The 13,176-nt window shown below is 61.0% G+C and carries 13 protein-coding genes and 1 pseudogene; 8 read left to right on the top strand and 6 right to left on the bottom strand.

Annotated elements, in window-relative coordinates; all coding sequences use genetic code 11:
- The 3 genes and pseudogenes from AC1DWI_RS03005 to AC1DWI_RS02995 form a co-directional block, all read right to left on the bottom strand.
- Positions 1 to 302 (bottom strand): annotated as a pseudogene (locus AC1DWI_RS03005) (DUF2325 domain-containing protein); the annotation flags it as partial.
- Between the two features lie 271 nt (positions 303 to 573).
- Positions 574 to 2,298 (bottom strand): single-stranded-DNA-specific exonuclease RecJ, encoded by a 1,725-nt coding sequence (gene recJ / locus AC1DWI_RS03000; RefSeq protein ID WP_477669732.1) that lies wholly within the window; start codon positions 2,296 to 2,298, stop codon positions 574 to 576.
- Between the two features lie 18 nt (positions 2,299 to 2,316).
- Positions 2,317 to 3,333 (bottom strand): hypothetical protein, encoded by a 1,017-nt coding sequence (locus AC1DWI_RS02995; protein WP_477724350.1) that lies wholly within the window; start codon positions 3,331 to 3,333, stop codon positions 2,317 to 2,319.
- Between the two features lie 128 nt (positions 3,334 to 3,461).
- Between AC1DWI_RS02995 and AC1DWI_RS02990 the strand changes: the two genes are divergently transcribed.
- Together AC1DWI_RS02990 and lolD are read left to right on the top strand one after the other, a co-directional pair.
- Complete coding sequence (locus AC1DWI_RS02990; RefSeq protein ID WP_477669730.1) at positions 3,462 to 4,715, top strand: lipoprotein-releasing ABC transporter permease subunit; 1,254 nt, start codon at positions 3,462 to 3,464, stop codon at positions 4,713 to 4,715.
- The gene (gene lolD / locus AC1DWI_RS02985; protein ID WP_477669729.1) at positions 4,708 to 5,442 is read left to right on the top strand and encodes a lipoprotein-releasing ABC transporter ATP-binding protein LolD; all 735 of its coding nucleotides are present in this window, start codon (positions 4,708 to 4,710) and stop codon (positions 5,440 to 5,442) included. The genes AC1DWI_RS02990 and lolD overlap by 8 nt, the downstream gene beginning before the upstream one ends.
- Positions 5,443 to 5,482: 40 nt before the next feature.
- On the opposite strand, the gene AC1DWI_RS02980 is transcribed toward lolD, so the two are convergent.
- Complete coding sequence (locus AC1DWI_RS02980) at positions 5,483 to 7,612, bottom strand: acyltransferase family protein (RefSeq protein WP_477669728.1); 2,130 nt, start codon at positions 7,610 to 7,612, stop codon at positions 5,483 to 5,485.
- A 373-nt stretch (positions 7,613 to 7,985) separates the two neighbouring features.
- Between AC1DWI_RS02980 and AC1DWI_RS02975 the strand changes: the two genes are divergently transcribed.
- Genes AC1DWI_RS02975 through AC1DWI_RS02960 form a run of 4 tightly spaced genes read left to right on the top strand, consistent with a single transcriptional unit; the run spans position 7,986 to position 10,916 of the window.
- Complete coding sequence (locus AC1DWI_RS02975; RefSeq protein WP_477669727.1) at positions 7,986 to 8,261, top strand: DnaJ domain-containing protein; 276 nt, start codon at positions 7,986 to 7,988, stop codon at positions 8,259 to 8,261.
- Positions 8,262 to 8,306: 45 nt separating this feature from the next.
- Complete coding sequence (locus AC1DWI_RS02970; RefSeq protein WP_477669726.1) at positions 8,307 to 8,891, top strand: hypothetical protein; 585 nt, start codon at positions 8,307 to 8,309, stop codon at positions 8,889 to 8,891.
- Between the two features lie 34 nt (positions 8,892 to 8,925).
- On the top strand, positions 8,926 to 9,690 hold the full coding sequence (locus AC1DWI_RS02965) for a hypothetical protein (protein WP_477669725.1): 765 nt from the start codon (positions 8,926 to 8,928) through the stop codon (positions 9,688 to 9,690).
- Between the two features lie 14 nt (positions 9,691 to 9,704).
- A complete protein-coding gene (locus tag AC1DWI_RS02960; RefSeq protein WP_477669724.1) occupies positions 9,705 to 10,916 on the top strand; it encodes a hypothetical protein in 1,212 nt (403 codons plus the stop codon).
- Positions 10,917 to 10,955: 39 nt separating this feature from the next.
- Here the strand turns inward: AC1DWI_RS02960 and AC1DWI_RS02955 are convergent, their stop codons facing one another.
- Positions 10,956 to 11,447, bottom strand: a complete 492-nt coding sequence (locus AC1DWI_RS02955) for a hypothetical protein (protein WP_477669723.1) — start codon at positions 11,445 to 11,447, stop codon at positions 10,956 to 10,958.
- Between the two features lie 70 nt (positions 11,448 to 11,517).
- On the bottom strand, positions 11,518 to 11,919 hold the full coding sequence (locus tag AC1DWI_RS02950; protein WP_477669722.1) for a hypothetical protein: 402 nt from the start codon (positions 11,917 to 11,919) through the stop codon (positions 11,518 to 11,520).
- A gap of 260 nt (positions 11,920 to 12,179) precedes the next feature.
- On the opposite strand from AC1DWI_RS02950, the gene AC1DWI_RS02945 reads away from it, so the two are divergent.
- Both AC1DWI_RS02945 and AC1DWI_RS02940 read left to right on the top strand, forming a co-directional pair.
- Entirely contained in the window at positions 12,180 to 12,671 is a 492-nt protein-coding gene (locus AC1DWI_RS02945; protein WP_477666150.1) for a VOC family protein, read from the top strand.
- A gap of 310 nt (positions 12,672 to 12,981) precedes the next feature.
- On the top strand, positions 12,982 to 13,176 hold a 195-nt coding region (locus tag AC1DWI_RS02940; RefSeq protein ID WP_477724349.1), incomplete at its 3' end, for a glycine zipper 2TM domain-containing protein.

The raw sequence follows: 13,176 nt of genomic DNA, 5'->3' as shown, positions 1-13,176 counted from the left end.
AAACCCTGCAAGTCATGGACACGGCCCATCAGCCACTCCACCCGGCGCGCCAGCGTCAGCCGTTTGGGCAGGCCGGGGATGGCCGCCTCCACGGCCTGCCGGTCTTCACGCTCCCAGGCCAGCGCCGTCTCCCGCACCATCGCCGCCGCGCGCAGGCGCACCGCCTGGGATTGCAGGCGCGAGATTTCCGCGGCCTGCACGGCAATCACCGTGCTGCAGCGCTTCTGGATCTCGCCGTACTGGGCGAGCAGGGCGCGGTGTTCCCGGTCAAGGCCGGGCAGAGAGGTACAGGGTCCTTGCATGTCGGGGCTCCATAAGATGAAGGCGCCCCCGTCAACAAACGAACGATATGCAATCGAAGAGGCAACCGAAGCATCAGCCGATAAAAGGGCAAAACCCATCTTAAATGAGAATTACTCTCAATTGGAGTAAGGGCTTATGCCTTTTTGGGTAAACAGATGAAACCCTTGAAGTATCCCTATTTGCTATCAATTCAGGAGCTGCTTGCGCACACCCTTATTGGCCAAAACCCCGATTCGCTTAAGAAACCCAGGGCTTTGAGGTAGCGGGCCGTCAGAGCTCAGCCGCTTCCACCAGAAACCGCACCCGCTTCACGCCCTGCCATTCGTCCGCATCCAGCCGGAAGGCCAGCTTGACCCGTGCGGGGAGTGATTCGGTGTGGCCAAACCAGATGCCGTCGACCGGCTGGCCCTGGTGCTTGAGCTTGAGCGCCAGGTGTTTTTCACCCACCAGCCGCTGCGACACCACTTCCACCACTTCGCTGAAGGTGGGGGCTGCAAACCCCTGGCCCCAGACTTCCTTGTGCAGCGTGTCGACCACGTCGGTGCGGCGATATTCGGCCGGCAGCGGGCCGTCGGTGTCCATGCGGCGCGTCAGCGTGGCGGCATCCAGCCATTCGTGCGCCACCTGCTGCAGCGCACTTTCAAACACTTCAAAGTGCTCTTCGGCAATGGTGCAGCCGGCTGCCATGGCGTGGCCGCCAAAGCGCAGCAGCACGCCGGGGTGGCGCTTGGCCACAAGGTCCAGCGCATCGCGCAAATGAAAGCCGGGAATCGAGCGGCCCGAGCCCTTGAGCTCGTGCTCTTTGCCGTCGGCCTGGCTGGCGGCAAACACGAACGTCGGGCGGTGCAGCTTGTCTTTGACGCGTGAGGCCACGATGCCGACCACGCCTTCGTGGAACTCCGGGTCGAAGATGGCAATCGCCGGCGGCGGCTCCTCATCTTCGTCAATCATTGCGTCAGCCGCCAGTTGCGCCTGCTCGCGCATGCCGGCCTCAATGTCGCGGCGTTCGCGGTTGATGCCGTCCAGCATTTGCGCCAGCTCGTCGCCGCGCGCCGGGTCGTCGGTCAGCAGGCATTCAATGCCCAGTGTCATGTCGCTGAGTCGGCCTGCCGCATTGATGCGCGGGCCCAGCGCAAAGGCAAAGTCAAACGTGGTGGCTACCGGCGCCTGCCGGCCCGCTGCCTTGAACAAGCTGGCCAGGCCCGCGGGCAAATGGCCCGTGCGTATGCGCTTGAGGCCCTGCGCCACCAGCCGGCGGTTGTTGGCGTCCAGCTTCACCACGTCGGCTACGGTGCCGAGGGCCACCAGCGGCAGCAGTGCGTCGAGCTTCGGTTGTGTGGCGGCGTCAAACACACCACGCGCACGCAACTCGGCACGCAGCGCCAGCAGCACATAAAACATCACACCCACGCCGGCAATCGATTTGCTTTCAAACGTGCAGCCAGGCTGGTTTGGGTTGACGATCACGTCGGCCTCGGGCAGCACCACTTCGCCGTCTCTCAGCGCGGGCAGGTGGTGGTCTGTCACCAGCACCTGCATGCCCAGCGCGCGCGCACGCGCCACGCCGTCGATGCTGGCGATGCCGTTGTCTACCGTCACCAGCACGTCGGCGCCAGCGGCCTTCACCCGCTCGGCAATCGGAGGCGTGAGGCCGTAGCCATCAGTGACGCGGTCAGGCACCAGGTAGCTCACATGCTGCGCACCCAGCAGCTTGAGGCCACGCAGCGCCACAGCGCAGGCGGTGGCGCCGTCACAGTCGTAGTCGGCCACCACGCAAATCTTTTTGCCGGCCGCCATCGCGTCGGCCAGCAGGCGCGCCGCCTCAGCGGCGCCGTGCAGCGAAGCGGGCGGTAGCAGCCGGGCCAGGCCGTCGTCCAGCTCGTCTGCCGCGTTCACGCCGCGCGCGGCATACAGCTGCGCCAGCAGCGGGTGAATGCCAGCTTGCTGCAGCGCCCAGACGCTGCGTGGGGGCACATCGCGTACCTGTATTTTCATGTGTGTCTACTATCTTTTTTATAGCTGCTCGCGCAAGTACCATAAGGGCTGCGGCATCAAAAGGTTCGAAATTTTGGCCAACAGGCCGGCCTGGTGCGTTTCAAACGTCTGCCAGCCGCGCTCGCCACACAGCGTCAGCCGCACGGCCTCGCCTGCGCGTTGGCGGGCCAGCAGCTGCGCCATCTCGCCGGCATCCAGTGCGGCCCRGGCTTGGGCATAGGCCTGCCAGTCATCAGCAAAAACGGCTTGCGCCAGGCTGCGTGGTGCGGTCGGCGCCTGGCTGGCAGGTTCATACCCAGCGGGCAGGGCGCCGCTGCCGCTCAGCCAGAAAGAATTGACCGGCAACTGGCGGCGCGCAGCGCGTTCATCGTTCAGCGCGTGGGTGTACAGCAGCATCTGCATTTCGTTTTGCAACAGCTTCATCTTGCGAGCTATGCCCTGGGCGTCGTCCTTGTTCTGCTTGGGCAGCCACGGGTCGACGTTGCGGCCCATCACCCGGTCGAGTGATGCGGTGGGCAGGCTGCGAAACACCTCGCCTTCGGCCAGCCAGCGCGCCGGCCCCAGCGCCGGCACATAGTGCATCGTGATGCCGTCGCCATCAAAGTAAGGCTGCATCGCCGCCAGCAAGGTGCGGGATTCCGTTTCATTCAGGCCCAGCGCAGCCGGGTCAGTCAGCGTGGCATGCTCGCGGCCCATGGCCCAGTGGCAGGGCGTTACCCAGGCCCAGGCCTTGCCGGTGCCGGCCTGCAGGTGCTGAGCAGCATCCAGCGCCGCCCACGGAATCAACCCGTCAGGCGTGTCCGCAGTGGCAAGGCCCAGCGCCTGGCCCAAGGCTCGCTCGTGCGGCGGCGACAGCGTGTGTGCATCTGCCGTATCAGTGTGTACTGACTTCATGCCTTTGAGCAATTGGCTCAGGTTGCGCATGCCTTGCACTGGCAGCGCCTTCATGGTGGGCAGCCAGGCTTCCGTACTGCAGGCCGCAAAGGGAATCAGCAGCTTCGGGCCTGTGAAAGGAGTGGGGGAATTGGCTGACATGGGGCTATTGTCCGGGATGCCACAATTGGCGTTCAAATTTGGGCGCTCAATTTGCGCGCTTAAATCGCACCCTATAAGAATCCGTTCGAGCTGGCCACCCGTGGCCCGCAACGACTACCAGGTTGAGTATGCAAATTCCTTATGAGCTGATAGTGGGCTGGCGCTACACCCGCGCCGGCCGCGCCACCCGGCGCAACGGCTTTATTTCTTTTATTTCAGGCGTGTCCATGCTGGGCATTGCGCTCGGTGTGGCCGCGCTCATCATCGTGCTCAGCGTGATGAACGGCTTCCAGAAGGAAGTGCGCGACCGCATGCTGGGTGTGATCTCGCACATCGAGGTATTCGCCCCCAACGGCGCTGCCTTGCCCAATCCGGAAAAAACCCTGGCTGAAATCAAGGCCAACCCGCAGGTCACCGGCGCCGCCACCTTCATCGCCGCGCAAGCCCTGCTGGCGCGCGGCGAAGACATGAAGGGCACCGTCGTACGCGGCATAGACCCGGCACTCGAAGGCCAGGTCACCGACCTCGCCGTGACGTCCGGCCCCACGCTAGCCAAGCTGGTGCCCGGCAATTTCGGCGTGGTGCTGGGCGGCGAGCTGGCCCGCGCCATGGGCGTGCGTGAGGGCGATAGCGTCACGTTGATCGCGCCCAGCGGCCAGGTCACCCCGGCGGGTGTGGTGCCGCGCCTGAAGCAAATGACAGTGGTCGGCACCTTTGATTCCGGCCATTTTGAATACGACTCGGCCCTGGTCATGATGCACCAGGACGACGCCGCGCGGATCTTCCGCCTCGAAGGGCCGACCGGCATCCGCATCAAGCTGAAAGACCTGCACCAGGCGCGCGAAGTCGCGTTTGAGCTGTCAAGAAGCCTGAGCGGTGATTTGCTGATTCGCGACTGGACGCGCCAGAACAAAACCTGGTTTGCCGCCGTGCAGCTTGAAAAACGCATGATGTTCATCATCCTCACGCTTATCGTGGCAGTCGCGGCCTTCAACCTCGTCAGCACGCTGGTGATGACGGTGACCGACAAGCGCGCCGACATCGCCATCCTGCGCACGCTGGGCGCCAGCCCCAAAAGCATCATGAAAATTTTTATGGTGCAGGGCGCACTGGTCGGCGTCATCGGCACGCTCTCGGGCCTCGTTCTGGGCCTGGGCATTGCCTTCAACATCGACGTCATCGTGCCGGCCATTGAACGCGCGCTCAACGCCAGCTTTTTGCCCAAAGACATTTATCTCATCAGCCGCATGCCGAGTGAACCGCAATACGCCGACATCATGCCGATCGTGGTTATCTCCCTGGTGCTGTCTTTCCTGGCCACCATCTACCCCAGCTGGCGCGCCAGCCGCGTGAACCCCGCGGAGGCCCTCCGTTATGAGTGAACTCAAGAACGACATGACGAATACGCTGCAAAGCACCAACGCGAACGGCGAAGTGGTGCTCAAGGCCAAGGGCCTCACCAAACGCTTCCACGAAGGCCTGATCGACCTGACCGTGCTGCATGGCGTAGACCTGCAAGTGCACGCCGGTGAAACGCTGGCCATCGTCGGCGCCTCAGGCTCCGGCAAAAGCACGTTGCTGCATTTGATGGGCGGGCTCGACGCCCCCACCAGCGGCCAGGTTGAACTCAAGGGCCAGATGCTGTCGTCGCTGTCACCCCAACAACAAGGCGATCTGCGCAACAAGCACTTGGGTTTTGTCTACCAGTTCCATCACCTGCTGCCCGAATTCAGCGCGCTCGACAACGTGGCCATGCCCCTGTGGATCCGCCGTGAGTCCCCTGCGGAATGCGCGCGCGTCGCCACCAAGATGCTGGCCGCCGTGGGCCTGCAAGACCGCATCCATCACCGCCCAGCAGAACTCTCAGGCGGCGAACGCCAGCGCGTCGCGATTGCGCGTGCGCTGGTCACGCAGCCTGCGTGCGTGCTGGCTGATGAGCCGACCGGCAACCTGGATCGTTCAACCGCCGACGGCGTGTTTGAACTGATGCTGCAATTGGCGCGCGACTTCGGCACAGCCTTTGTGCTGGTCACGCATGATGAAACGCTGGCTTCGCGTTGCGGGCGGCGTTTCAGGTTGGTCTCGGGGCGTTTGTCGGAGTGGGGTTGAGCGACAGCATCGATGCCAAGTGACCGCGTCGATTGCGAGGCTAGTTGGGTAGTTGGTCCACGGACTCCATGATGCTTCGAGGTCTGCCCGATCTGACGGGGGAATTTGCAGCATCAATCTGCGATGGTGCTGGTAGGCTTCGTATGGCGAGCGAGTCTTTGACGGGCTTCAGTTTCGCGTGGTGAGCCGTTAAGCTGTCAGCTTGCAAGGCTTGCCGGATACGCGGCAGCACAAGCATTGCACCGTGAACGCTGAGGTGGTCGTCGTCAAAATACCGGAACATCTCGCGGTCGACCAGAGGGCAGACAGCAGCATTGCATAGCAGGTCGTTGAATGACAAAACTTCAGCACCATTCATCGCCTCTCGATCAATCTGTGCGTTTACCCACTGCTGATCTGCAAGATGTGTATCGGTTGGAACTGCCGCGTCATTGATGGAATCAGTGTTGTAGCGTAATCGCCGTAGCACTTTCTTTGGATCGACCAGCTGTTGTGGTACGTCCTTGAAGATGAAAATCTTGACACCCGCACGCTTGTAGCGCTCCACGGTTTGACTAAGCCCGACGACAAATGATTCGCGTGACATGGCTTTCGAGTTAGGCAAGCGCATGTTCGTCGATAGAAAGTTGAGGTCCCAAGGCCGGGTCTTGCCCCCGGTGTAGTAAGTCCATCTGGCAAAGAGAAAAACGGCCGGGATGCCATTCTTCACTACATAGTCGAAAGCGCGCTCGTTCAAGAGCAAGCAATCTACCGCACCTTCCTTGTCGCGTACCGACTGGATGCCAAGCAAATGTGGGCAACCGGATGCGCCAGCAAAGGCGATCCGCTCACGATTTTCTGTCGATAGCGCCTCAAGCGCGGGCAGCACGCTGAGCGCGTGGCTGTCGCCTATGACGAATGTCGAGACTGGCCCGGATTTGCCCCAGGTACACATCCACGTTTCTGCCGTGTGCGCTGAGGGAAGGTCGAAGCAGTCCTTAGCCTGCGGACTCATCGCGATGCTCTTATCGAAACGAGCCCAGTACTGAATCCAGGGACGCTGGCCCAAGCCTTCCGTTTGCAATGCAAGGAAGCCGCCCATGCCGGCCAGGATCAGCGGAGCAAGGAGAAAACCGGCGAGACGTGGTTGAGAAAGCCTTCTGGCCGAGCGGACTGGGCGCTCAATAAAGGCAAAAGTTAGCCAGGCAAGAACAAAGCTAGCTGCAACCGCCGCAACGCGCGTTGTCATAGATGCGCTGGCGCCACCAAGAATATGCGGAAATGCGAGGAGCGGCCAGTGCCAGAGGTAAAGCGGAAAGCTGATCCGGCCGATCCATACTAATAGTGGCTGTGAAAGCACCATTCGGTTGAGCCAGGCTACGGGCCCGGCCGCGATGAGTAAAAAGGCCGCGACAACCGGAGGAATAGCCCACCAACCTGGAAATCCATGGAGCTCCGAAGTAAAGAATATGCTCAGCGCAAGGGTTAACCCTCCAAGAGTTGATAGCATATCTGCGCTGACGATGCGTTGCCACCGTTGAATGCGACCAGCGTTCGATTTTGAGCTGGATTGCGCGAGAGCTGCTCCGGCAAGCAACTCCCAGAACCGGGCTGCAGGCGAATAAAACGCGGCCGCAGGATTAGATTCAAGCGTCATGACGCTGAGCACAAACGACCCAAGTCCGACTGCGGCCAGGAGTGCCACAACACCGCCCCGGCGCTTGTAAGCGGTCCAAAGTAACACGGGCCACAGCAAATAGAACTGTTCTTCCACGCCGAGCGACCAAAGGTGAAGGAGCGGCTTAGCCGATGACGAGGTGTCAAAGTAACCTGTCTCCCGCCAGAGCAGGAGGTTTGAGAAGAATCCCGCTCCTCCAAGGGTGTGCGCGCCTAGGTCTCGAAGGTCGGAGGGCAACAGCAGGGCTATGCCAACGGCAAATACGGCGATCAGGACGACCGTCAGCGCCGGCACAATTCGCAGCACTCGCCGTTGATAAAAACCAAGGATGCTGAATTGCCCCGTATGGAGGGAGGTGAGGATGATGCGGGAGATCAGGTATCCCGAGATGACAAAAAAAACGTCAACGCCTACAAAGCCTCCTTCAAGCCACGTCGGGAAGGCGTGAAAGCTGATGACTGACAGGACTGCAATGGCGCGAAGCCCGTCAATGTCAGGTCTATAGTCGCTCAAAGAGCTTCCCTCACAAAATTTTTCTGCGTATGGGGCATCTTGCGGGTGGGGATTGCGTGGTCGTTATTCCAGCGCTCGACAAGAACACTAGTTGCTGGACTCGGCGCCGTCAGAGAATACCCGATCCGACGCAGCTCGGGGCCCGCATCGCCGCGTCCAAGGTGAGGCTGGCTGCATTGATAAGCAATAGATGTTGATCGGGCTGGCGGCAAGTGCGAACCAAGGCCATTTTCCCGCCGCCAGCCTGCACGCCGCCAGACAGGCATAATCCTTGATCCCTCCGCCGCGCGCGCCGGCGACTCCCCCTCACTTCGTGAGTCTTCAACATGCCGTGCAGCTCCCTGTCTGCGGTCCAGGACACAGCCACCTTTGCATGACTGATCACTACACCGCCCTCGGCCTGGACAGCGCAGCAACGCTGGCCGATGTCAAAAAAGCCTTTCGCCAGAAAGCCTCCTTCTGGCACCCGGACAAAAATGCCAACCCCGAGGCGCCTGAGCGTTTCAGGGCGGTGCAGCAGGCCTATGAGGTGCTGTCGGATGCGGACAAGCGCCAGGCCTATGACGACAACCGCCGTCGCAACCTGCTCGACAGCCCGATAGACACGGCGCGTGTGATCTGGGCCGATTATTTCAACCCACTGCTGTGACCCTCGCTGACCGAAAGAAGAACACCCCATGAAAAACCCGGCAGCATGAGTGTCTCCCCCTATTTCCTCGACCTGCGTTCGGCCTACCAGTCCGAGATGGACGACCTGCGATTCGACTCCGAGGGGCGTGACGTGCTGCACCAGCGCCTGGCCGGCAAACGCCAGGAGATGGCCTTTCTGGTCCAGATGATGGACACCAGCCCCGAGATGGTGGCGGTGGTGTTTCACCAGGGGTTTGATTTCACGGAAAAAAACGTGATGGAACACCTGCTCACCCACGATGTCGAGACCGACGGCTTTCCGGCCTGGGCCAGCCTGGCGGATGGCTTTGTGCTGGCGCCCTGGGCTCAGGACCTGGCGCACATCGTTCTGCAGGCGCCCGGCGGGGAGAAATTCCTGACGCTGACGGCGGGGCTGGAATACATGGCCGGTCTGCCGGTGGCCGCGTCCATCGTGAGCGCCGAAGCAGATGGTGACGGCGATGACGACGAAGACAGTGATGAGAACGGTGACGGCGCCCTGGTGATGTTTGAGGGCGATGACGATCGTGAGCAAAGCGCCGATGCCCGGGCACGCCACGAGGCAGGTTCCGACTGGCTGGTCCAGCAGGGCTTTGACGCCAAAGACTGACGCAAGCAAGCATGACCTGGAAGGTAAAACACTGATGACAACACATCTCGCCCTGATCGAAAAAACCCAAAGCCTGATTGCGGCCGGCGACATCGTCGGCGCCGAGGCTGCACTGGTCGGGCTGGCCGACGCCGAAGGTGATGCAGCGCTGATGGTGGTGCTGGAGCAGTTGCCGCCCAAGGACGTCCTGGCCGTCATTCGCGAGTACGACAACTCCAAGGAGTCGGTGGTCAGCCTGCTGGTCACGCCCGCGCAGTTTGCCCGTGCCGTGGTGATTGAAAAGCTCTACAAGGACCTGACCCGCACGCACCTGCGTGGCATGGTCAATGCGGTGATCTTCCGGGAGGACGCTGACCCGCTGGAATTTCTCACCGCGATTGGCGACCTGGACGGTGGCAGCGAAGCCCTCGCTGATTACTTTTCCGACCAGTGGAGCCGCGTCGAGGCCTTTGCGCGCAGCGGCAGCTTTGAGCTGGCCGACGAGTACGGCAAGATGCTGTCCCAGTCCGCGCTGCTGGCCTCGGCCTACGAAAGGCCACGTGTCCAGCTGGATGAGATCGCCGACCAGGACTGGATGCAGCTCGCCTGGCTGCTGCGTTACGAACTACCTGACCTGTTCATTGAAACGCTGATGGTGCTGCGCGCCAAGGGCAGTGCGCACAAGGCGGCTTCCGATGAGGAGAATGAAGAGAATGAGGACGATGTGCAGGACGACGACGGCAAGGTTGAGACCGGCGACACCGATCGCGGCAAGGCCACGCCGACGGCGCGTGAGTCCGACGAGGAATCGGCGATCTGAATTTGCAAACGCCCATGTCGTCGCCTTCCGTCATCTCGCTCTACGATACGCGCGCCTTTTTTGAAAAGGCACTGCAATACGGCGTGCAGCACGGCATCATCGATGCCGAAAAAATCGAAGCCATGCGGGTCGAAGGCCCCAAGGGCATGGTGCAGATTGCGCGTTATTTCGGCAATGAGTTCCTGCGCCCGGACCTTGAAAAAGCCCGTGACCGCATGGTGAACCTGATCAGCCTGTACCTCGAACATTCCTGCCAGGGGGACCTCCACCAAGCGGCTGAATCGCTGCGCGATTTCTCGCTGCTGTCGCGCTCCAAGGGTGGCTCGGACATGCTCAAAGCCCTGATCGCCATGCCGCAAAACAGCCACTTCGGCATGAATGAACGCGGCGGCTTCACCGACGGGCACATTCCGCTGCTGGCCAAATGGTCGCTGCGCAACCTGGCCGACTACCAGGCCGAACTTGCCAGGCGCAGCCATGTGGCGCAGGTTGTGGATTCGGCCATCTGGCTTGCCGGAGAGCTGGGCATGGACGCCGCCGAACTCGAAGACGCGGGCAAGGATGCCGAAGCGGTGATTCGCACCGCCTTGCTGGTGCTGGCGACGGGCCGCACCGAGATGCCCGACTGGGTCGCGTTCGAGAAGATGATTGCCGCCTTGCGCAAAAAACACGAGGCTGATCCGGCGGCGCTACCGCTCGCCGTTCCGAAAAAGCTGCCTGCCCACCTGCGGGATGTGGTGGAGGCAGTGCGTCAGTCCGTGATGGCCGACGCGCCAAAAATACTCGACGCGACCTTGCCGCCGCGCCAGCTGTTTGACCGCAGCCCGGCCTTCATGGGCCGGTATTTCTGGGTTGAAGACGGCCTGAACGAGGTCGATCACCATGACCGTCAGGCATCCGCTGTGTGGAGCAAGGTGACCGGCGGCAATGCGGACGATGGTTCGCTGTTGACCCTGTTCCTGTGCGTGGCCGCCGGCTCCGCGCCCAAGACCCTGCTGACCGAGAAAAGCGCCGCGACCCTGCTGCGCAAGATCCGCAAATCCGGGTTCAAGCCCGCGCTGGCCCACGAGTACATCGTGGACCACGCGCCGGTGCAGCACCAGGACGCCTACGCTAGCTTGTGGGATGACTTTGTAGAAGAGGCGCAGGCCACGCTGCAAAGCGATGCCGCTCATGCGCTACACGACGCGCTGGCCTTACTGCGGCGGGAATGCCACGTGCAATAGGCGGTTTGTGCCTGGGGTGGTGGGAGCGCGGGTTTTGCCTTATGGCTCCTTCCGCCTGAAGAAGAAGGCGATGGCAGTGCCAATCAGTCCAAAGAAAAGGGTGCTTGCCGCGGCGGCAATGTACTCGGCCGGGCGCCCGGAGCTTAGCAAGTGCACACCGAGTCCAAGAACCGAGATTGCCAGGTACAGCGCGCCGGCCCGGGCGATGGGGTTGTGATAGCGACTTGAATAGAACGCAAAGAACAGTATCGTGAGAACAGGAATTAACATGATGGGCGATGTGACCATTCCCTCTGCCGCCGCTCTGAGACCGCTGCGTAACAGCATGTTCGCCAAAATGGATGTGACCACGCCCAACAGCACCGCAGATAGCAAGTAGCCGAGCGACCATTTAAGCAGCACGACGAAATCTGAATCAGCACGCTTCTCGGTGTTCGGGGCATCTGGTTCAACGAAGATGCCGCAGCCACAGGCGGAACACGCCAGAAGTGCATCTGGGGCAGGCGACTGACATTCGGCGCAAATTTTCATCTTGAGGCGTGGCGTTGAAGATGGCCGGCGGCCAGACTCGGCCGCAGAGCGACACTGTTAGTCATCACGTTCAAAGCTTGGGATCCGGAAACGGCAACCTATCTTGCGAGCTGCTCGGTTGGGCCACCCATTTATTACCACGACGGTAAAAATCTGCCTGGGTTTCAGAACTTCCAGCCCCAATTTTTAGTGACACCGTGCAGGCGATTTGACCTGAGTACTTGGCATCAACAGCCGGGATGCAGGTGCCGAGCTTGAGTTCAGCGGTTTTGTACTCTTGCATCTCCATCATCAGAAGGAATGCTTGCGTCGCCTCTTTTGTGTCGGGTAATACGAGCGCAGTGGCATTGGCAGTGGTAGCGGCGGGTGTGGTGGCGGGCACTCTGGGCGGGATGACGGCGGCGGGTGGGGACGATGTTTTGCTGCAGGCGGAGCAAAGAAGCAATGTTGACAGGATGACTGCGTAACGCATGAAGAATTCTTTGGGTTTCAGTTTGATAAGAAAGGAAGGGCCTGAGCCTGCAAACTGATTCTAGGCGGCCAGTCTGCCAACCGCCTCCTCAATATGAACGAGCATAGGCAAACACACAGCTGTCATTGGGGCATCGGCGTATCCCTACAAGGGCATCAGTCCCATCCGACAAATCAGGTATGCAGGATGGATACCATGGGGGTTCTTTGCACCGTGGCGGGCGCCGGGTGCCGAATACCCAACCTTTCAGGAGACACGACATGGCCAGCAAAAAGACCAGCAAGAACACGATCTGTCTGTGGTACGACGGTGGTGCCGTCGAGGCCGCAAACTTCTATGCCAAAACATTCCCCGACAGCACTGTCGGCAAACTCTTTTATGCACCGGGTGACTACCCCGACGGCAAGCAGGGTGACGTGCTCACGGTCGAGTTCACCGTCGCCGGCATTCCCTGCATCGGGCTGAACGGTGGCCCGCTCTTCAAGCATAACGAGTCATTCTCTTTTCAGATTGCCACCGATGATCAGGCCGAAACCGACCGTTTGTGGAACGCGATCGTCAGCAATGGCGGGCAGGAAAGCGAATGCGGCTGGTGCAAGGACAAGTGGGGCCTGTCATGGCAGATCACTCCGCGCGCGCTCACTGACGGTATAGCCGACCCCGATCCCAAGGTGGCCAAGCGCGTGTTCGACGCGATGATGACCATGAAAAAGATTGACGTCGCCGCGATAGAGGCGGCGCGCCGGGGCTGAGACGCTTGATGGGATGACGCGCGTTTGCGTCCCGCTGCGCGTGCGCTCCTGTTCAGGCTTGAGAAGTGGTCCGGACGTGATTTGCATGCGAAATTTCCTCCGGAGGTACCGGGCGTAGTACGTACCGATATCGGGAGTTCGTCCTACACCACCGAACCCGCAGCCTCCTAGCATGAAGACACCAGCAATGAAAAGCCACCCCGGCGTGCAGCCGGTAACCGTGTGCGATTCATTCACGTGAAGAGGAGTTGGCGGCGTGATCAAGCGGCATTTTCTCTTCACTTTCATTAACGTTCTCAAGGAGACTGAAATGATTGGAATCAAACAAACTGCACTTTGTGCGGTAGTGCTTGCCGGCCTGGCGGGCTGTAGCGGCATGACGACTCAGGAGAAAAACACCGCCATCGGCGCCGGTGTAGGCGGTGTGGCTGGCGCGGCTCTTACGGGTGGCAGTGCCTTGGGGACTGTAGGCGGCGCCGCGGTCGGCGGTGTGATAGGGCATGAG

The organism is Polaromonas sp. P3_C2 (assembly GCF_056402675.1).
The sequence above is the reverse complement of the archived record's forward strand: the minus strand, read 5'-3'. Positions and strand labels throughout refer to the sequence as shown.

What these genes read in the sequence shown, in the direction of transcription:
- AC1DWI_RS02965 (WP_477669725.1), top strand. Translation starts at nt 8,926, where the DNA reads ATGACAACACATCTCGCCCTGATCGAAAAAACCCAAAGCCTGATTGCG.
- recJ (WP_477669732.1), bottom strand. Translation starts at nt 2,298, where the DNA reads ATGAAAATACAGGTACGCGATGTGCCCCCACGCAGCGTCTGGGCGCTG.
- AC1DWI_RS02955 (WP_477669723.1), bottom strand. Translation starts at nt 11,447, where the DNA reads ATGAAAATTTGCGCCGAATGTCAGTCGCCTGCCCCAGATGCACTTCTG.
- AC1DWI_RS02970 (WP_477669726.1), top strand. Translation starts at nt 8,307, where the DNA reads ATGAGTGTCTCCCCCTATTTCCTCGACCTGCGTTCGGCCTACCAGTCC.
- AC1DWI_RS02960 (WP_477669724.1), top strand. Translation starts at nt 9,705, where the DNA reads ATGTCGTCGCCTTCCGTCATCTCGCTCTACGATACGCGCGCCTTTTTT.
- AC1DWI_RS02945 (WP_477666150.1), top strand. Translation starts at nt 12,180, where the DNA reads ATGGCCAGCAAAAAGACCAGCAAGAACACGATCTGTCTGTGGTACGAC.
- lolD (WP_477669729.1), top strand. Translation starts at nt 4,708, where the DNA reads ATGAGTGAACTCAAGAACGACATGACGAATACGCTGCAAAGCACCAAC.
- AC1DWI_RS02990 (WP_477669730.1), top strand. Translation starts at nt 3,462, where the DNA reads ATGCAAATTCCTTATGAGCTGATAGTGGGCTGGCGCTACACCCGCGCC.
- AC1DWI_RS02975 (WP_477669727.1), top strand. Translation starts at nt 7,986, where the DNA reads ATGACTGATCACTACACCGCCCTCGGCCTGGACAGCGCAGCAACGCTG.
- AC1DWI_RS02950 (WP_477669722.1), bottom strand. Translation starts at nt 11,919, where the DNA reads ATGCGTTACGCAGTCATCCTGTCAACATTGCTTCTTTGCTCCGCCTGC.